Genomic DNA, 19,249 nt, shown 5'->3' with positions numbered 1-19,249 from the left:
CCGGCACCGCTTCGTTCTGCGTCGCTGCATCTGCAGCAGAGAAACGAGATTATGAAGAACTCCGGCTGCGCCGTCAACAGGTTTCTGTTACTGCCTGAACCTGCCGCCACCGCTCGAAGCCTTGCCACTACTGGCTTTCCCGCTTCCCGTGCCCCGGTGTCCGGAGCACGAAAGAGCGAGATTCTAGCGAGCCGGCCAGCGCCTTGCAAGCGTTATTTTGACAAGCGTATTAACGGTGCTTGAAAACCGGTTTGCGCTTTTCGACGAACGCCGCCATCCCCTCTTTTTGATCTTCCGTGGCAAAGAGCGAATGGAAGAGGCGACGCTCGAAATGCACACCTTCGGCAAGCGTCGTTTCGTATGCGCGATTGACCGACTCCTTCACCATCATGACCGCCGGTAGCGGAAACTCCGCGATAGTCGCGGCGGCGGCGATCGCCTCGTCAATCAAAGACGCGGCGGGAATTACGCGCGATACCAATCCGGCGCGCTCTGCTTCAGCGGCGTCCATAAAACGCGCCGTCAGGCACAGGTCCATTGCCTTAGCCTTTGAGACCGCGCGCGGCAGGCGCTGCGTGCCGCCGGCACCCGGCATGATTCCCAATTTGATTTCCGGCTGGCCGAACTTCGCCGTGTCGGCGGCGAAGATCATGTCACACATCATCGCCAGTTCACAGCCGCCGCCCAATGCAAACCCCGCCACCGCTGCAATGATCGGCTTACGAATGGAGCGAACCGTTTCCCAGTTACGCGTGATGTAGTCGCCCTTGTAGACATCCATATAGGAGTAGGTCGACATCATCCCGATGTCGGCGCCCGCCGCAAACGCCTTTTCGCTGCCCGTCAACACGATCGCGCCAATCGCGTCGTCTGCATCGAACTCGCGCAGTGCCGCTCCGAGCTCGTCCATCAAAGCATCATTCAAAGCATTCAGCGCTTTAGGGCGATTCAACGTGACGAGGCCGACCCGCCCGCGCGTTTCGACCAGAATGTTCTCGTAAACCATGCCGCCTCCTAGTGGTTAATCGAGCGCGAAAACGCTTCGCGCAGCCATCTTAATAATGCTAACATTCCCCAACCAACCGGTCGGTCAATTATTAGACAGGCTTTTCCCCAACGTACACCAAGCCCTCTGCCATGACACATCCGTTATTCACCAAGCACGAAGACACGCTGCAAAAGGCGCTCGCCGCGGTCGAAACGCGCGGTTACTGGAGCCCTTTCGTTGAGATGCCCAGCCCGAAAGTGTACGGGGAAACAGCCAACGCGGACGGCGAAGCCGCGTTCAAAGCGCATCTGAACGCCACGTTCGAGTTGGACCAACCGTCGACCGGAGAAACCGTTGGCACCGAAGTATCACCGTTCGGATTTCCGCTCGGCATTCGATACCCTAAATCGGATCCCGACGCGCTGCTGGCGGCCGCTGCGGAAGCGCAACGCGACTGGCGCGCTGCAGGCCCCCAAGCCTGGATCGGCGTATCGCTCGAAATTCTCGCGCGCTTGAATCGAGCCAGCTTCGAGATCGGCTATAGCGTGATGCACACAACCGGCCAGGCCTTCATGATGGCCTTCCAGGCCGGGGGCCCGCACGCGCAGGACCGGGCGCTCGAAGCCGTCGTGTACGCCTGGGACCAATTGCGCCGCATCCCCGCCGACGCCCACTGGGAAAAACCGCAAGGCAAGAACCCTCCACTCGCCATGCAGAAGCGCTACACGATCGTACCGCGAGGCACCGCGCTCGTTCTCGGCTGCTGCACGTTCCCGACGTGGAACGGCTATCCGGGTCTGTTCGCCGACCTCGCAACCGGCAACGCCGTGATCGTCAAACCACATCCCGGCGCAATTCTGCCGCTCGCCGTGACCGTGCGAATTGCGCGGGACGTTCTACGCGAAGCCGGTTTCGATCCAAACGTCGTCACGCTGCTAGCAACTGAACCGAACGACGGCGCGATCGTCCAGAGCCTCGCCGTGCGCCCGGAGATCAAACTGATCGATTTCACCGGCAGCACGCAAAACGGCACGTGGCTCGAACGCAACGCGCATCAGGCGCAGGTCTACACCGAGAAAGCCGGCGTGAATCAGATCGTGATCGATTCGGCCGACGACATCAAAGCCGTCGCGCGCAACATTGCTTTCTCGCTCGCGCTCTATTCCGGCCAGATGTGCACCGCGCCGCAAAACATCTACGTGCCGCGCGACGGCATCCAGACTGCGGACGGCACGCTCAGCTTCGACGAAGTCGCTCAGGCCATTGCCGGCGCCGTGCAGAAACTGGTTGCCGACCCAGCCCGCGCCGTGGAACTGCTGGGCGCCATTCAGAACGAAGGCGTCGCCCAGCGCGTTGACGAAGCCGCCACGCTCGGCCGCGTGCTGGTCGAAAGCCAGGCGCTCGAGCACCCGGCTTTCGCCGGTGCCCGCGTGCGCACTCCGCTCGTGCTGCAACTCGACGCTGCAACCGACGGCGAGCAGTTCACCAAGGAATGGTTCGGCCCGATATCGTTCGTTATCGCCACCGACTCGACCGCTCATTCCCTCGATCTCGCCGGCACCATCGCAGCCGAGCACGGCGCACTCACCCTGTCCGTCTACAGCACCGACGAAGCCGTGCTCGACCAGGCACACGAGGCATCGATCCGCGGCGGCGTCGCGCTATCAATCAATTTGACGGGCGGTGTGTTCGTCAATCAGTCGGCAGCTTTCTCTGACTTTCATGGCACCGGCGCGAATCCGGCTGCAAATGCCGCTCTCGCCGATGCGGCCTTCGTCGCGAATCGCTTCCGTGTAATTCAGAGCCGCGTTCATGTTGAACCGAAAGCCGCGCCGGCGGTAGCTGGCTGAACGTCATAAGACAAACGCACGGCTTGTCCTATGCCGTTTGGCCGAATGGACCACGCCGTGCGCGCCAACTAACATGAGACATCGGATCGGCCCGCGCGCCGGTCTTCCTAGCAGGAACCTTATGAACGACGCCTATATCTGCGACGCGATTCGCACTCCCATCGGCCGCTACGGCGGCGCCCTGAAAGATGTCCGGGCCGACGACCTCGGCGCCGTGCCGATCAAGGCATTGATCGAGCGTAATCCTGGCGTGGACTGGCGTGCCGTCGACGACGTGATCTACGGCTGCGCCAATCAGGCCGGCGAAGACAACCGTAACGTCGCTCGCATGTCGGCGCTGCTCGCGGGACTGCCGGCAGACGCACCCGGCGCGACGATAAACCGTCTGTGCGGCTCTGGCATGGACGCCGTCGGAACAGCCGCGCGCGCAATCAAGGCAGGTGAAGCGCAGTTGATGATCGCCGGCGGAGTCGAAAGCATGACTCGCGCGCCGTTCGTCATGGGCAAGGCGGCGAGCGCATTCGCGCGGCAAGCGGAAATCCACGACACGACGATTGGCTGGCGTTTCGTCAATCCGCTAATGAAACGTCAGTACGGCGTCGATTCAATGCCCGAGACCGCGGAAAACGTGGCTGAGCAGTTTGGGATCAGCCGGGCCGATCAGGACGCATTCGCGTTGGTCAGCCAGCAAAAGGCTGCCCGCGCGCAACGCGACGGTACGCTCGCACAGGAGATCGTCGGCGTGGAAATCGCGCAGAAAAAGGGCGATGCGATTCGTGTGACGCTCGACGAACATCCGCGCGAAACATCGCTCGAAAGCCTGGCCAAGCTCAAGGGAGTAGTCCGCCCCGACGGCACTGTAACCGCAGGCAACGCGTCGGGAGTGAACGACGGCGCTTGCGCACTCCTCATTGCCAGTCAACAGGCGGCCGACCAATATGGCCTGCGCCGTCGCGCACGCGTGGTGGGCATGGCAACGGCGGGCGTCGAACCGCGAATCATGGGCATTGGGCCGGCACCTGCCACGCAAAAGCTGCTCAGGCAACTGGGCATGACGCTCGATCAGCTGGACGTGATCGAGTTGAACGAGGCGTTCGCGTCGCAAGGCCTCGCGGTTCTGCGCATGCTCGGCCTGCGCGACGACGACCCGCGCGTCAATCCCAACGGCGGAGCAATTGCGCTCGGCCATCCGCTCGGTGCATCGGGCGCACGCCTTGTCACGACCGCGCTGCATCAGTTGGAACGCAGCAACGGCCGCTTTGCGCTCTGCACGATGTGCATCGGCGTCGGCCAGGGCATCGCGCTCGTAATCGAACGGCTTTGACCTCGTACGTAAGCGCTGCAGCCTGGCAAAAAGAGACTTTGAGGAGACACCCAATGGCATATGAAGCGATCGGCCTCGACATCGACGCAGCGAGCCGCGTAGCAACCATCACGCTGAACCGCCCGGACAAGCTGAACAGCTTCACGCGCGCGATGCATCAGGAGCTGAACGCGGCGCTCAACGAGGTCGAAACCTCAGGTGCCCGCGCTCTCGTTCTGACTGGCGCGGGGCGCGGATTCTGCGCAGGACAAGACCTCGCCGACCTCGACTTCACGCCCGGCGCGATGACCGATCTGGGCGAATTGATCGACTTGCACTTCAACCCTTTGATCCGCCGACTGCAAGCGTTGCCGTTGCCCGTCATAGCGGCAGTCAACGGGACAGCTGCGGGCGCCGGCGCAAACCTTGCGCTCGCTTGCGACATCGTGCTCGCGGCTCGTTCTGCCAGTTTCATCCAGGCATTCGTGAAGATCGGCCTCGTGCCGGACTCGGGTGGCACCTGGTTCTTGCCACAGCGTGTCGGCATGGCACGCGCATTAGGACTCGCCATTACCGGCGACAAACTCAGCGCCGAAAAAGCCGAAAGCTGGGGACTTATCTGGCAAACGGTGGACGATCAGGAACTGGCGGCCACCGCAGCCAAACTGGCGGCGCAACTCGCGCAGCAACCGACGCGCGCCATCGCCGCAATTAAGCAGGCCATGCGCGCCGGCGCAACTCAGACGCTCGATCAGCAACTGGATCTCGAACGCGATCTGCAACGCGAACTGGGTGCCTCGCACGACTACGCAGAGGGCGTGCAGGCCTTCGTCGAAAAACGCGCACCGCGTTTCGAGGGCCGCTGATATGTCGACGCAACCTTTGTATCCCGCCGAAATGACGCCCGACGAACTCGCCCGCGCAACCGCCGCCGCGATGTACGAAAACGATGCGTGCAGCCGCGCGCTCGGTCTCGAAATCATGGAAGTGCGCGCCGGCTACGCGCGTTTGCGCATGGCCGTACGGGACGACTTCCTGAACGGTCATCAAATCTGCCATGGCGGCCTGATATTTACGCTCGCCGATTCGACCTTTGCGTTCGCCTGCAACTCGTACAACCTGAACACCGTCGCGTCAGGATGCTCGATCGAATTCCTGCGACCCGTGCATGGTGGCGACGTGCTCACCGCAGAGGCGGTCGAGCAGACATTGAGCGGCCGCACGGGCATTTACGATATTCGAGTAACTAATCGTGCGGGCGATACAGTCGCGATGTTTCGCGGCAAATCGGCGCAGATCAAAGGCAATGTGATCCCGCCGATAGCATCCCGCACGGCAGGGGCGTCACCGGACTAAGACGCAGGAGTGTCGGCATGACCGGCAAAGAGGCGCACGCAAGACGCTCCTCGCAAGAGTCGCCAGTCCAAAGCGCCATTGATCGGTGACACCGGCAACCGAGCCCCCGCAGAGGGCGCGGTCGGCGAACGCCGCACCTGGTTTCGCGCTTGAGCGCAACGCATATCAGACCTGAGCATTGAAGCAGCAAGGAGACATTCGATGACCACCGCCCTTCCCCTCGACCCCATCGAGACCGCCAGCCGCGACGAGCTATGCGCGCTTCAACTTGAACGGCTCAAATGGTCGCTGAACCACGCTTACGAAAACTCGCCGGTCTATCGTCGCAAGTTTGACGAAGCTGGCGTCCACCCGAGCGAACTGACCACGCTTGCGGATCTCGCCCGCTTCCCATTCACGACGAAAAAAGATTTGCGTGACAGCTATCCGTTCGGAATGTTCGCTGTGCCGCAAGACCGAATTTCACGCATTCATGCTTCGTCGGGCACGACCGGCAAGCCCACTGTGGTGGGCTACACCGCGCGCGATATCGACACGTGGGCCAATCTGGTAGCGCGTTCAATCCGCGCCGCGGGCGCCAAACCCGGCGACAAAGTTCACGTGAGCTACGGATACGGCCTGTTCACGGGCGGCCTCGGCGCCCATTACGGTGCAGAGCGCGCAGGCCTCACCGTCATCCCGTTCGGCGGCGGTCAGACTGAAAAACAGGTGCAACTGATCCAGGACTTCCGGCCCGACATCATCATGGTGACGCCGAGCTACATGCTCTCGATCGCCGACGAACTCGAACGCCAGGGCGTCGACCCGGCCAGTTGTTCGCTGCGCATAGGCATCTTCGGTGCGGAGCCGTGGACGAACGACATGCGTCACGCAATCGAGAAGCGCATGGGGATCGACGCTGTCGACATCTACGGCTTGTCGGAAGTGATGGGCCCCGGCGTGGCGTCGGAATGCGTCGAGACAAAAGACGGCCCGACCATCTGGGAAGATCATTTCTACCCAGAAATCATCGATCCCGAAACGGGCGAGGTGCTTCCGGACGGCGAACTGGGCGAACTGGTGTTCACGTCGCTGACCAAAGAGGCGTTGCCGATCATCCGTTACCGGACGCGCGACCTCACGCGTCTCTTGCCGGGCAGCGCGCGCACCATGCGTCGTATGGAAAAGATCACCGGCCGCTCAGACGACATGATGATCGTGCGCGGGGTCAACGTGTTTCCCACGCAGATCGAGGAGCTGCTGCTCAAGCAGCACGCGCTCGCGCCTCACTATCAGATCGTACTCACCAGGGAAGGCCCGCTCGACGTTTTGACGCTGAACGTGGAGCCTTGTCCGGAAACGGCGCCGGACACGTCCGTATTGAACACGGCCAAGCAGGCGCTGGCCTATGACATCAAAGCGCTGATCGGCGTCAGCGCTGTGGTGAATGTGCTTGCGGTAAACGGAATTGAACGCTCGGTGGGCAAGGCGCGCCGGGTAGTCGATAAGCGCAAGTCGGGGCTTTAAGCCGAGCGTCGGGAATCGCACAAAGCTGCGCCGCGCCAGGAGCGGCGGTCAAGCCGGACCGCCGCGCGACAGCCACCTCCGGCAAGGCTTCGCGCGCCGTAGTCCAGATCAGGAATTCGGCAGCAGCAACCACATCCGGCCGCCCTGCTTCATTTTGCCGGCGAGATCGCCGGCGTCGTCGCCGAGGCCCCAGAAGTAGTCTGCGCGCACTCCGCCCTTGATCGCGGAGCCGGTGTCCTGCGCAAACACGAGACGGTTCATCGGCGAGTTTGTCAGCGGGCGCGTGGTCTGCAAAAACACCGGTGTACCGAGAGGGATCGAAGTCGGATCGACGGCAATGGAACGCTCCGGCGTCAGCGGCACACCCAAAGCGCCGATAGGACCATCGGCGCCGGCTTTGGACACGCCCTCTGCCGACGGCATCTCGCGGAAAAACACGAAACGCGGGTTCGTATCGAGCAGCGCATCGACCCGATTCGGGTTCGCGCGCGCCCATGCCTTGATGCCTTGCATGGTGGCCTGCGCGGGCGTGAGTTCGCCGCGATCCAGGAGCCACCGTCCAATGGATTTATACGGCTGGTTGTTGGTGCCGCCAAAACCGAGGCGCATCACGCTGCCATCTTCCATCACGATGCGCCCGGAACCCTGCACTTGCAGAAAGAACGCTTCGATCGGGTCGTCCACCCACACGAGTTCATTGCCGTTGAGCACGCCCATGCGTTCGAGCTGCGCCCGCGGCGGCATCGCCGCGCCAGGACGATAGCTGGAAGGCCAACGATAAAGCGCCGTTTGATACACGCCGTGGCGCGTGCGCGAGCCACGCAGCAACGGCTCGTAGTAACCGGTGACGAGTCCGTCGAGCGTGCCGTCGGTATTCGCTAGCTGAAAGGGTGTGAAATACGCTTCAAAGAATGCGCGGGCGCTGGTGGCGTCGAGATCGTCGAGTTGCGCCGCCGCAGCACATGCCCGCGCCCAGTTCGCCTGGCGCGCAAGCCTCACGCAGTTCTGCCGCAAAGCCGCTGTGGCGCCGATCAGAGAATCGTCCTGCCAGCCGGGAACCTGCTGCCACGCCACCGGCGTGAGCCGCGTCGCCGAGATCTGGCCAGGAATGATCGCCGCGCCCGTGGGCGGAGAAACCACAGGGCGAACCGCACCGCCGCCACCGCAAGCGGCGAGAATCGCCGCCACTGAAAGCGCGCTGAGCCAGGCTCCGGTCGCGCGGACAAAACGCCTACAATGTTCGTTCTTAATGGAAACCGCCATGTCTGATCTGTTCGACGAATACCCGATGCTCATCTTCGCGCTGGAATCGCTTCTCGCGCTGTTCCTGCTCGTGTTCATCGTTGTGTGGACGTCGTCTGGTAAAAAGAAAGCGGCGCGCGCCAGCAGCAAGGAAACACAGAAGCCGCAAGAACCGCGCTGAAGCGGCGCCGATTCACGCATTCCACGGCGCGCATAGAACCGTTAAAGACCGTGAACCGCGCTCACGGTTCAATGCAATGTGCGTGGCATGCGCAGAATGAACTCCGGCACCGGCGCGTCGAAACGCTCGCCGTCTTCGGCCACGCAGAAATACTCCCCGCGCATCGTGCCGACCGGCGTCGCAATGACCGCCCAACTCGTATATTCGAACTGCTCGCCGGGTTTCAGCAACGGTTGGTGCCCGACCACGCCCAAACCCTTCACTTCCTGCACGGTCTTGTCGCTGTCCGTGATCACCCAATGCCGCGCGATCAATTGTGCAGGCACCTGACCGGTGTTGCGGATGGTCAGCGTATAGGCGAACGCATACTGGCGGCGCTCCGGGTCCGACTCTTCGGGCAGGAATTGCACCTGCGCCGACACGCTGAATTCGTACTGGCTCATCCTGATTCCCATCTGGTGAAACGGGGCGACAAAATCGCTGGAAAGCCCGAGTGCCAATGGCTTTAGCGGTCATTGGCGACGCAGCGCCATGGATTGGCATTCTGCGTCATGCGCGACACGCCCGCAACCGGACATATCCTTTGGCCAGGGACGCTTAAGGCGTTTTGCCATCCCCGCGGCTCAAACTCGAGGCTGCGCCGCGCGTCGTTCCGGCGCCCGCCCGCCGCTTCGTGCGTGCGCGACGCAACACGGTAAAATGACGCTTTCCCGCTTGCATCCGCCCGCCGCCATGACGCAATTCCGAATCGCTCCCAGCATTCTGTCCGCCGACTTCGCCCGCCTCGGGGAAGAAGTGCGCAACGTCGTCGCCGCCGGCGCCGACTGGATTCATTTCGACGTGATGGACAACCACTACGTGCCGAACCTGACCATCGGTCCGCTCGTGTGCGAGGCCATCCGTCCGCATGTAGACGTGCCGATCGACGTGCACCTGATGGTGCGTCCCGTCGACCGCATCGTGCCGGACTTCGCGAAAGCGGGCGCGAATCTGATCAGCTTCCACCCGGAAGGCTCGGACCACATCGACCGCACGTTGTCCCTGATTCGCGACCACGGCTGCAAGGCGGGCCTCGTGTTCAACCCCGCCACTTCGCTGAATTACCTCGATCACGTAATGGACAAGCTCGACCTCGTGCTGATCATGTCGGTCAACCCGGGATTCGGCGGCCAGTCGTTCATTCCGGAAGCGCTGAACAAGCTTCGCGAAGCGCGCAAACGTATCAACGCGTACAAGGAGCGCACCGGCCGCGAGATTCATCTGGAAGTGGACGGCGGCGTGAAAGTAGACAACATCGCCGAAATCGCGGCGGCCGGCGCGGATACCTTCGTGGCTGGCTCGGCCATTTTCGGCCAACCGGATCACAAGGTCGTGATCGACAAGATGCGCGCCGCGCTCGCCAACATTCAGCACTGACACTCGCGCCACATGACCGCTTCGTTCCCTGCCCCGACTTTCAACGGCCCGCGCCTGCAAGCCGCGATCATCGACCTGGACGGCACGATGGTCGACACCGCCGACGATTTCACCGCCGGCCTGAACGGCATGCTCGCGCAACTCGACGCAGTCGAAACGTCGCGTGAAGAAGTGGTCGGCTATGTCGGCAAAGGCTCCGAGCATCTAATCCGCAGCGTGCTGGCGCCGCGCTTCGAAGCAGAGCACGCGCAGGACCGTTTCGACGAAGCGCTCGCAATTTACCAGGCCGAGTACGCGAAGATCAACGGCCTGCACACACGCCTTTATCCAGATGTGGAAGCCGGCCTCGTCGCGCTGCGTGACGCCGGTCTGAAGCTGGCGTGCGTGACCAACAAGCCGCATCGCTTCGCGCTCGAACTGCTGCAGCAATATGGGCTCGCACAATATTTCAGCGTCGTGCTCGGCGGCGACAGTCTGCCGAAAAAGAAGCCGGACCCGCTGCCCATGCTCACCGCCGCCGGGCAACTCGGGGTGGAGCCGTGCGCCACGGTTGCCATCGGCGATTCGGAAAACGACGCGCTGGCGGGCCGCGCGGCAGGCATGGCGACGCTCACCGTGCCCTATGGCTACAACCATGGGCAAGCTATACAAACAATAAAATCCGATGGTATAGTTGCCTCGCTACTGGACGCCGCCAAGGCGATCGCAGCGCACCAATCCACGACTTGAAAAGTCCTTCATCCTCATGTTTCTGAATAAAAAACGGAGTCTGATTAGCATCGACCGGGGAGCCTGGCCCTGGCGTCGCTGGTCGCGCTAACCTCGCCTGAGGTACGCTGAAGCTCGTCTTCGGCAACCGTTTTTTACTTCGCTGCGCTCACGCGTTTTTCCATCGTTCTGTTTCGCTGCATCGGCTGATTCCGCCTGCGTGTACCTGCAAAGTACGTGCGTGGCTGGAACTCCGTGCTCGCGTCGATGGGAAAATCGCGCCGGTCGGTTCATCATCGAAAAAACGCACGAACGCCTGACCGGCCGCGCAATGCCCCGCTTTGTCCGACGCACGCTGCCGCCGGACCTACGTACAGGATCGGAACATGACCGAACTCGAATTCCAGTCCCTCGCCAACGAGGGCTTCAACCGTATTCCGCTGATCGCCGAAGCGCTCGCCGACCTCGAAACGCCGCTCTCGCTGTACCTGAAGCTCGCACAACCCGAGCGCAACGGCGCGAACTCGTTCCTGCTGGAGTCGGTAGTGGGTGGCGAGCGCTTTGGCCGCTATTCGTTCATCGGACTGCCGGCGCGCACGCTGCTGCGCACGCGTAACGGCGTGTCGGAAGTCGTACGCGACGGCAAGGTCGTCGAAACGCACGAGGGCGATCCGCTCGAGTTCATCCAGCAGTTTCAAAGCCGTTTCAAGGTCGCGCAGCGGCCGGGCTTGCCGCGTTTCGCCGGCGGCCTCGCGGGCTATTTCGGCTACGACGCGGTGCGCTACATCGAGAAAAAGCTCGCGCATAGCGCGCCGAAAGACGATCTGAATCTGCCGGACATCCAGTTGTTGCTGACCGAGGAAGTCGCGGTGATCGACAACCTAGCGGGCAAGCTGTACCTCGTGATCTACGCCGACCCGACGCAGCCCGAGGCTTACACAAAGGCGAAGCAGCGTCTGCGCGAACTGCGCCAGCGTTTGCGCGCAACGGTCGAGCCGCCGGTCACTTCGGCGAGCGTGCGCACCGAGACGTACCGCGAGTTTGCGAAAGACGACTATCTGGCCGCCGTGCGCAAGGCGAAGGAATACATCGCCGCCGGTGAACTGATGCAGGTGCAGGTTGGCCAACGTCTGACGAAACCCTATCGCGACAACCCGCTGTCGCTGTATCGCGCGCTGCGTTCGCTCAATCCGTCGCCGTACATGTACTACTACAATTTCGGCGACTTCCACGTGGTGGGTGCGTCGCCGGAAATTCTCGTGCGTCAGGAAAAGCGCGGCGAAGATCGTATCGTCACGATTCGTCCGCTCGCCGGCACGCGTCCGCGCGGCAACACGCCCGAACGCGACGCCGAACTCGCCACTGAACTGCTGAACGACCCGAAGGAAATCGCCGAGCACGTCATGCTGATCGACCTCGCCCGCAACGACGTGGGCCGCATCGCGCAAATCGGCTCGGTGGTCGTCACCGACAAGATGGTGATCGAAAAGTACTCGCACGTGCAGCACATCGTGAGTTCGGTTGAAGGCAAGCTGAAGCCCGGCACGACTAATTTCGACGTGCTCCGCGCCACTTTCCCGGCCGGCACGCTGTCGGGCGCGCCGAAAGTCCGCGCGATGGAATTGATCGACGAACTGGAACCCGTGAAGCGCGGCCTCTACGGCGGCGCAGTCGGCTATCTTTCGTTCACTGGCGAAATGGATCTGGCGATCACAATTCGCACCGGCGTGATCGCGAACGGCAATCTGTATGTGCAGGCGGCGGCGGGTGTCGTCGCGGATTCGGTGCCGGAATCCGAATGGCAAGAGACCGAGAACAAGGCGCGCGCCGTGTTGCGCGCGGCCGAGCAGGTTCAAGACGGCCTCGATAGCGACTTCTGACCGGAGACACACCATGCTGCTCATGATCGACAACTACGACTCGTTCACTTACAACCTGGTGCAGTACTTCGGCGAACTCGGCGAAGACGTGCGCACCTATCGGAACGACGAAATCACGCTGGACGAAATCGCGAAGCTCAACCCCGAGCGCATCTGCCTGTCGCCCGGCCCGAGCAATCCGCAACATGCCGGCATCACGCTCGACGTGCTGCGCGAGTTTTCCGGCAAGACCCCGATTCTCGGCGTGTGCCTCGGCCATCAGGCGATCGGCGAAGCGTTCGGCGGCCGCGTCGTGCGCGCGCAAACCATCATGCACGGCAAGGTCAGCACGATCGAGACCGATTGCAAAGGCGTGTTCGCGGATTTGCCGAAGCATTTCGTCGTGACCCGCTACCACTCGCTTGCTATCGAACGCGAATCGCTGCCGGACTGTCTCGAAGTGTCGGCATGGACCGAAGACGGCGAGATCATGGGCGTGCGTCATAAGGAACTGGCCGTCGAAGGCGTGCAGTTCCATCCGGAATCGATTCTTTCCGAACACGGCCACGCGCTGCTCGAAAACTTCGTGAAGCAGTCAAAAGCGAAGCCGGCCCAACGCACCGCCTGATGAAGCGAGATACCATCATGACAATCACGCCGCAAGAAGCGCTGCAACGGACCATCGAGCACCGCGAGATTTTCCACGACGAAATGCTGCATCTGATGCGGCTCATCATGCGCGGCGAACTTTCGCCCGTCATGGCGGCTGCGATCATTACAGGCTTGCGCGTCAAAAAAGAGACCATCGGCGAAATCACCGCCGCCGCCACGGTGATGCGTGAATTTGCCCGGCACGTGGAGGTGCAGGACAACTCGAACTTCGTCGATATCGTCGGCACCGGCGGAGACGGTTCGCATACCTTCAATATCTCGACGGCGACAATGTTCGTGTCCGCCGCAGCCGGCGCGAAAGTCGCGAAGCACGGCAATCGCGGCGTGTCGAGCAAGTCGGGCAGCGCAGATGTGCTCGAAGCGCTCGGCGTGAATATCGACCTGCAGCCGGAACAAGTCGCAGCGTCGATTGCCGAAACCGGCATGGGTTTCATGTTCGCGCCGAATCATCACCCGGCGATGAAAAACATCGCGCCGGTGCGCCGTGAACTCGGCGTGCGGACCATCTTCAACATTCTGGGTCCGCTGACGAATCCTGCCGGCGCGCCGAATCAGCTGATGGGCGTGTTCCATGCGGACCTGGTCGGCATTCAGGTTCGCGTGATGCAGCGCCTCGGCGCAAAGCACGTGCTCGTGGTGTACGGTATGGACGGCATGGACGAAGTGTCGCTCGGCGCGGCCACGCAAGTCGGCGAATTGCGTGACGGCGAAGTGCGCGAGTACGAGATTCATCCGGAAGACTTCGGCATGCAGATGGTGTCGAATCGAACATTGAAAGTGGCGGACGCCACGGAATCGAAAGCAATGCTGCTCGAAGCGCTCGACAACAAGCCGGGCGTCGCACGCGAGATCGTTACGCTGAACGCGGGCACGGCGCTGTACTCGGCGAATGTGGCGTCGTCCATCGCGAACGGCATCGAGCTTGCGCGCGAAGCCATCGCCAGCGGCAAGGCTCGCGCAAAAGTCGACGAACTGATCCGCTTCACGCAGCAATTCAAGCACTAATCACGCAGCAACCAACGTAGCGAGATTCATATGAGCGACATCCTCGACCGTATCATCGCGGTCAAACGCGAAGAAGTCCGCGCCGCCGAACAGAGCGCGCCGCTCGAAGAGCTGCGCCTCGAAGCCTCGTCGCGCGATATTCGCGATTTCGTCGGCGCTCTGCGCGCAAAACATGCGGCCGGTCTCGCCGCAGTGATCGCCGAGGTGAAGAAAGCGAGCCCGTCCAAAGGCGTTCTGCGCGAGAACTTCGTCCCTGCGCAAATCGCGCGTTCGTATGAAACGCACGGCGCGGCCTGTCTGTCGGTATTGACCGACGTGCAGTTCTTTAAGGGCAGCGTCGCGTATCTGGAGCAGGCGCGCGCCGCGTGCCAGTTGCCGGTGCTGCGCAAAGACTTCATCGTCGATCCGTACCAGATTGTCGAAGCACGCGCGATGGGCGCCGACGCGATTCTATTGATCGCCGCCGCGCTGGAAACTTCGGAGATGCAGGACCTCGAAGCGCTCGCGCATTCGCTCGGCCTCGCGGTGCTCGTCGAAGTGCATGACAGCGACGAGCTGATGCAGGCGCTCACGCTGAAAACGCCGCTGATCGGCGTCAACAATCGCAATCTGCGCACTTTCGAGACGTCGATCGAAAACACCATCGGCATGCTCGAAGCGATTCCCGACGACCGCATCGTGGTAACGGAATCGGGCATTCTGTCGCGCGTCGATGTCGAAAGGCTGCGCGCGATGGACGTGAACACGTTCCTCGTCGGCGAGGCATTCATGCGCGCGGACGAGCCGGGCGTGGAGCTTGCTCGCATGTTCTTCCCCGGCGCGGCGTGAGCACACCGCAGCTCACGTAACGCACACACAGCGGAGCACGACATGGCCATGGAACGCGAGATCAAGTTGCTGCTGCCGGCCGCGCAAGTGAAAGCGGCCGGGCAGTGGTTCGTCGCGCGCACTGGTAACGAGGGCCGCGCGATCAAGCTGTCGAATATCTACTTCGACACGCCGCAACTCACGCTGGCAGCCTCGAAGAGCGCGTTGCGCCTGCGTCATACACCCGACGGCTGGCTGCAGACGTTCAAGACGGTAGGCAGTGCGGCAAACGGCTTGCACAGCCGTCACGAATGGGAAATGCCAGTCGCGGGCGAAGCGCTCGAAATTGACGCGTTGCTGCGCGAGTGCGACGAGCCAGCCGCCGCGCAAGCGTTGCGCGAAGCTGCGCCGCAACTGATCGAACTGTTTCGCACGGACTTCACACGCACGCTATGGCAAGTGAACGTCGACGGCTCCGAGGTTGAAGCCGCAATCGACCAGGGCAACGTGCTGGCCGAAGTGAACGGCGAATTGCGCCGCGCGCCTATTTCGGAAATCGAACTCGAACTGAAGTCCGGCGACGAAGCCGCGCTGCACGCGCTTTCGAGCGAACTGGGCAAGCAGATCGCCGGCCTCGCGCCCGAAAACATCAGCAAGGCGCAGCGCGGGTATCAATTGCGCGCGGGCTGAGCGCGGGTTGCGTCATCGCCGCGCGTTATCGCCGCTTACAGTGCGCGCCGCCGCCTCGGCTTGAGTCACACCGCGTTTGCTGCGACACTTCTGCGCCATGACTACTGCATCCCGCCCCCGCTCCGCGCCGTCACAAGCATCGTTATTCGGCGACGCCGCGGCGCCGGCCGGCACTATTTCCGCCGAGCCGCAGCCGCAATCCCAGCAAGCAGCCGGCACGCCGCTCACGCTCGAAGAGCAGTTCGCCGCGCTACCGGCCGAATGGCGAGCGCACCTGAAGTCTTTCATTGAAAGCGATGCCTACGCGCCGCTCTGCCGTTTCGTCGACGGTGAGCGTGCGGCCGGCAAAACCGTTTATCCCACCGACGTGTTCCGCGCGCTGCGGCTTACGAGCCCCGATGAAGTGAAGGTCGTGATTCTCGGCCAGGATCCGTATCACGGCGAGGATCGCGGCACGCCGCAAGCTCACGGGCTCGCATTTTCAGTCGCGCCGAACGTGCGCACGCCGCCGTCGCTGCGAAACATTTTCAAGGAAATTGCGGCAAGCCTCGGCCACGAACCGCCCCGTCACGGTTGCCTCGACACGTGGGCGAAGCAAGGCGTGCTGCTGCTGAACACGGTGCTGACCGTGGAGCACGATTCAGCCGCCAGCCACGCGAAGCGCGGCTGGGAAAAATGCACAGACTCGCTGATTCACGAACTCGCGATGCGTCATGACGGTCTCGTGTTCATGCTGTGGGGCGCACATGCGCAGGCGAAGCGCGCGCTGCTCGGCGGCAAGTCGCATTACGTGCTGGAGGCGCCGCATCCTTCACCGTTGTCCGCGCATCGCGGCTTTCTCGGCTGCGGACATTTCGCGAAGGCAAACGAATATCTCGTGAAGCATGGCCGCGAACCGATCGACTGGCGCCTGCCCGACGAAGCGCAAATGCTGGCTTAGCGGCTCCTGTCTGCAAACCGGGGCAGAACCAGCGGCAAAAAACAAAAACGCCACGGAATCTATTTCCGTGGCGTTCCAGTTTTCAACGCTCGCAATCGGCTTAACTTGCGAACCTCAGCAGCAAGCCACAAGTCGCGAACCAGGCAGCGAACCTGGGCCGCGAACTCGTCAGCCAGCTCAAGCAGCCGCGATCGCTTCGCGCGCCGCAGCCAACGCCGCGCCCGCTGCGTCCGGGCCCATGTTCAGACCTTCGGCGTAAATGAAGTTGACATCCGTCATGCCGATGAAGCCAAGGAAGCTCTTCAGATACGGCGTCTGGCTCTCGTTCGGCGTGCCGACGTACTTGCCGCCGCGGGCCGAAACGACGTAGACCTTCTTGCCCGTCACGAGACCTTCGGGGCCGTTGGCGGTGTAGCGGAACGTGATGCCGGCGCGGGCGATGAAGTCGAAATAGGTCTTCAGTTGCGACGAAATGCCGAAGTTGTACATCGGCGCGCCGATCACGATGATGTCGGCGGCTTGCAGTTCCGCGATCAGCGCTTCGCTGCGCGCGGCGATCGCGGCTTGCTCGGGGGTACGCTGATCAGCCGGCGTAAAAAACGCGCCCAGAATGGCGTCGTCCAGATGCGGCAGCGGTTCGGCTTGCAGGTTACGGACGACGACTTGCGCGCCCGGATTCGATTGTTGCAGCTTTTCGGTCAGCTCGTTGAGGAGCAGCGTCGAGTTCGCGCCTTGCGAGCGGGCTGCCGAGTTGATTTGCAGGATCGTGGTCATGGTTGACTCCAGTGGGGGGCGCGCTGTGTTGCGCGAGTGGAGCCATTGTGTTTTTTTACCGATCCGGGAAAAAGCCATCCGGCAGCGACGGATTGTTGCAGTGGTAGAACAATCCGCCGCCTGCCGACGCGAATTGACGTCGGCGCGGATTACGATCAGCTTGTCAGCCAGCGCTCGCGCGCCTTGCGGGGGGCGGGTCGCTGGTCGGCGACGGTGAGCTTGTAGCGCGACACTTCAGGCCCTTCCAGCTTGAGCTGCGCGGTGCGCAACTCGTCGCGGCGGAACGCGTGAACTTCCACTTTCGCCCCCGGCTGATAGCGCGCGAGCAGTGTGTCCAGATTCGAGCCCGTCACGCGCAGGCCGTCGAGCGCGATCAGCACGTCGCCGGCCGAGAGCCCCGCTTTCTGCGCGGCGCTGCCTTCGTGGACAGCCGTCAGCGTACAGTCCGCGCCGCCGCGCACCCGCACGCCGAGCGACGGTTTGCCGCTCTTGTCGATTTCCGGCGCGAGCGTGACGCCGAACGGTTCCAACAGTGTTTCGAGCGGCAAATCGCGCGTGCCATGCACCGCTTCCGCAAACAGCTCGCCCAGGTGCACGCCGGTCGCTTCCGCAAACAGCGCTTCGACCTCGCGTTCGTCGACGCCCACCGGCTTGCCGCGGTAAAAATCGCGGCCAAAGCGCTGCCACAGCAGACGCATCACGTCGTCGAGCGACTTGCGATTGCTGGTCTGCGCGCGGATCGCCAGGTCGAACGCGAGCGCAACGAGCGAGCCCTTCGTGTAATAGCTGACGATGGCATTCGGCGCGTTCTCGTCCTGCCGGTAGTATTTGACCCAGGCGTCGAACGAGCTTTCCGCGACGCTCTGCTTCAGTCGCCCGCTGCCGCGCTGCACGCCGCCGATCACCTTGCCGAGCAGGCCGAGATAATCGTCGACTGAAATCAGGCCGCTGCGCACGAGAATCAGGTCGTCGTAGTAAGAGGTGAAGCCTTCGAACAGCCACAACAGCGACGTGTAGTTTTCGACGGAAAGGTCATACGGCGCAAAGACCGCCGGCTTGATCCGCTTCACGTTCCACGTGTGAAAGTATTCGTGGCTGCACAGGCCGAGGTAGGTCCGATAGCCTTCCGTCAGCGCGTCGCGGCCTTGCACGGGCAGATCGCCTCGATTGCAAATCAGCGCCGTCGACGCGCGGTGTTCGAGGCCGCCGTAGCCGTCGGTGACGGCTTGCGTCATGAACACGTAGCGATCCACGGGCGCCTTCTTCGACTTCGGCTCGAAGAGCGCGATTTGCGCTTCGCAAATGCGCTTCAGGTCCGCGCTGAGCCGCGCCATGTCCAGCCCGATCACGCGCCCCGCAATCACGACGTCGTGCGGCACACCGTGCGCGTTGAATGTCGCCAATTCGAATTTGCCGAGCGTGACCGGATGATCGATCAGCTCATCGTAGTTCTGCGCGCGATATTCCCCAAAGCCATAACGCTTCGTACCGCGCGCTTCCGGCAGCGCCGTCGCGACGCGCCAGTTGCGATACGCCGCGCCTTCCGGTTTCTGGATATCGACCACGCACTGCGCTTCCTCGTGGCCAAGCGGCGCCAGGAACACGCTCGTACCGTTGAAAAAACCCGTGGTGTCGTCCAGATGCGCGGCGCGCACCGACAGATCCCACGCATAGACCTCGTAGCGCAGCGTCAGCGCGCCTTTTACCGGCGCCGCCTGCCACGTGTGCTTGTCCGTTTTCTCGACACGCACCTTGCGGCCCGCGTCGTTGAAGGCGCGCAGCGTCACGATGTTGCGCGCGAACTCGCGGACCATGTAGCTGCCCGGAATCCATACAGGCAGCATGAAACGCTGGCCGGCCAGATCAGGATCGGCAACGGTGACGGTGACTTCGAACAGGTGAGCGGCGGGTTGCTTGGGAACGATGGTGTAGCGGATCGGCTTCATCGGCGG

19 protein-coding genes are annotated in these 19,249 nt (G+C 62.5%); 14 read left to right on the top strand and 5 right to left on the bottom strand.

Translation table 11 applies throughout. The annotated features are described in order from the left end of the window. Window positions 1-229: 229 nt before the first annotated feature. On the bottom strand, window positions 230-1,006 hold the full coding sequence (locus H281_RS0129420) for an enoyl-CoA hydratase (protein WP_020070711.1): 777 nt from the start codon (window positions 1,004-1,006) through the stop codon (window positions 230-232). A 131-nt stretch (window positions 1,007-1,137) separates the two neighbouring features. On the opposite strand from H281_RS0129420, the gene paaN reads away from it, so the two are divergent. The 5 genes from paaN (at window position 1,138) to paaK (ending at window position 7,003) form a co-directional block, all read left to right on the top strand. After that, the gene (gene paaN, locus H281_RS0129415; protein ID WP_020070710.1) at window positions 1,138-2,838 is read left to right on the top strand and encodes a phenylacetic acid degradation protein PaaN; all 1,701 of its coding nucleotides are present in this window, start codon (window positions 1,138-1,140) and stop codon (window positions 2,836-2,838) included. Between the two features lie 121 nt (window positions 2,839-2,959). Next, the gene (pcaF, locus tag H281_RS0129410; RefSeq protein WP_020070709.1) at window positions 2,960-4,162 is read left to right on the top strand and encodes a 3-oxoadipyl-CoA thiolase; all 1,203 of its coding nucleotides are present in this window, start codon (window positions 2,960-2,962) and stop codon (window positions 4,160-4,162) included. Window positions 4,163-4,215: 53 nt separating this feature from the next. Further along, window positions 4,216-5,007, top strand: coding sequence for a 2-(1,2-epoxy-1,2-dihydrophenyl)acetyl-CoA isomerase PaaG (paaG, locus tag H281_RS0129405; protein ID WP_020070708.1), 792 nt, complete (start codon window positions 4,216-4,218; stop codon window positions 5,005-5,007). Between the two features lies 1 nt (window position 5,008). Then, a complete protein-coding gene (paaI, locus tag H281_RS0129400) occupies window positions 5,009-5,497 on the top strand; it encodes a hydroxyphenylacetyl-CoA thioesterase PaaI (RefSeq protein WP_020070707.1) in 489 nt (162 codons plus the stop codon). A gap of 201 nt (window positions 5,498-5,698) precedes the next feature. Then, complete coding sequence (gene paaK / locus H281_RS0129395) at window positions 5,699-7,003, top strand: phenylacetate--CoA ligase PaaK (RefSeq protein ID WP_020070706.1); 1,305 nt, start codon at window positions 5,699-5,701, stop codon at window positions 7,001-7,003. Window positions 7,004-7,111: 108 nt separating this feature from the next. On the opposite strand, the gene mltA is transcribed toward paaK, so the two are convergent. Further along, window positions 7,112-8,344: a murein transglycosylase A gene (gene mltA / locus H281_RS0129390; protein ID WP_033379729.1), complete on the bottom strand. Its 1,233-nt coding sequence runs from the start codon at window positions 8,342-8,344 to the stop codon at window positions 7,112-7,114. Here mltA and H281_RS37050 point away from each other — a divergent pair. Next, window positions 8,265-8,426: a hypothetical protein gene (locus H281_RS37050; RefSeq protein WP_020070704.1), complete on the top strand. Its 162-nt coding sequence runs from the start codon at window positions 8,265-8,267 to the stop codon at window positions 8,424-8,426. The genes mltA and H281_RS37050 overlap by 80 nt on opposite strands. A gap of 68 nt (window positions 8,427-8,494) precedes the next feature. Here H281_RS37050 and apaG read toward each other — a convergent pair whose 3' ends face one another. Continuing rightward, window positions 8,495-8,869, bottom strand: coding sequence for a Co2+/Mg2+ efflux protein ApaG (apaG, locus tag H281_RS0129380; RefSeq protein ID WP_020070703.1), 375 nt, complete (start codon window positions 8,867-8,869; stop codon window positions 8,495-8,497). A 289-nt stretch (window positions 8,870-9,158) separates the two neighbouring features. On the opposite strand from apaG, the gene rpe reads away from it, so the two are divergent. The 8 genes from rpe to H281_RS0129340 all read left to right on the top strand — a co-directional run bounded on the left by rpe (window position 9,159) and on the right by H281_RS0129340 (window position 16,523). After that, window positions 9,159-9,842, top strand: a complete 684-nt coding sequence (rpe, locus tag H281_RS0129375; protein WP_027779421.1) for a ribulose-phosphate 3-epimerase — start codon at window positions 9,159-9,161, stop codon at window positions 9,840-9,842. A 12-nt stretch (window positions 9,843-9,854) separates the two neighbouring features. Then, window positions 9,855-10,571, top strand: a complete 717-nt coding sequence (locus tag H281_RS0129370; RefSeq protein ID WP_020070701.1) for a phosphoglycolate phosphatase — start codon at window positions 9,855-9,857, stop codon at window positions 10,569-10,571. A 365-nt stretch (window positions 10,572-10,936) separates the two neighbouring features. Further along, window positions 10,937-12,430 carry an anthranilate synthase component I gene (gene trpE, locus H281_RS0129365; RefSeq protein WP_020070700.1) on the top strand — a complete coding sequence of 498 codons (1,494 nt, stop codon included), beginning with the start codon at window positions 10,937-10,939 and terminating at the stop codon, window positions 12,428-12,430. A 13-nt stretch (window positions 12,431-12,443) separates the two neighbouring features. Then, window positions 12,444-13,037, top strand: coding sequence for an aminodeoxychorismate/anthranilate synthase component II (locus H281_RS0129360; RefSeq protein WP_020070699.1), 594 nt, complete (start codon window positions 12,444-12,446; stop codon window positions 13,035-13,037). 17 nt (window positions 13,038-13,054) lie between these two features. Further along, window positions 13,055-14,086: an anthranilate phosphoribosyltransferase gene (trpD, locus tag H281_RS0129355; RefSeq protein ID WP_027779424.1), complete on the top strand. Its 1,032-nt coding sequence runs from the start codon at window positions 13,055-13,057 to the stop codon at window positions 14,084-14,086. A 30-nt stretch (window positions 14,087-14,116) separates the two neighbouring features. Continuing rightward, entirely contained in the window at window positions 14,117-14,914 is a 798-nt protein-coding gene (gene trpC, locus H281_RS0129350; RefSeq protein WP_020070697.1) for an indole-3-glycerol phosphate synthase TrpC, read from the top strand. A 42-nt stretch (window positions 14,915-14,956) separates the two neighbouring features. After that, the gene (locus H281_RS0129345) at window positions 14,957-15,583 is read left to right on the top strand and encodes a CYTH domain-containing protein (RefSeq protein WP_020070696.1); all 627 of its coding nucleotides are present in this window, start codon (window positions 14,957-14,959) and stop codon (window positions 15,581-15,583) included. 97 nt (window positions 15,584-15,680) lie between these two features. Further along, window positions 15,681-16,523 (top strand): uracil-DNA glycosylase, encoded by an 843-nt coding sequence (locus H281_RS0129340; protein ID WP_020070695.1) that lies wholly within the window; start codon window positions 15,681-15,683, stop codon window positions 16,521-16,523. A gap of 177 nt (window positions 16,524-16,700) precedes the next feature. Here the strand turns inward: H281_RS0129340 and H281_RS0129335 are convergent, their stop codons facing one another. Further along, window positions 16,701-17,297: an FMN-dependent NADH-azoreductase gene (locus H281_RS0129335; RefSeq protein ID WP_020070694.1), complete on the bottom strand. Its 597-nt coding sequence runs from the start codon at window positions 17,295-17,297 to the stop codon at window positions 16,701-16,703. A gap of 155 nt (window positions 17,298-17,452) precedes the next feature. Further along, window positions 17,453-19,243: a M61 family metallopeptidase gene (locus H281_RS0129330; protein WP_020070693.1), complete on the bottom strand. Its 1,791-nt coding sequence runs from the start codon at window positions 19,241-19,243 to the stop codon at window positions 17,453-17,455. Window positions 19,244-19,249: the final 6 nt, after the last annotated feature.

Source organism: Paraburkholderia caledonica (assembly GCF_000383275.1).
Taxonomy (GTDB): Bacteria; Pseudomonadota; Gammaproteobacteria; order Burkholderiales; family Burkholderiaceae; genus Paraburkholderia; species Paraburkholderia caledonica.
This window is presented reverse-complemented; position numbering and strand designations above follow the sequence as displayed.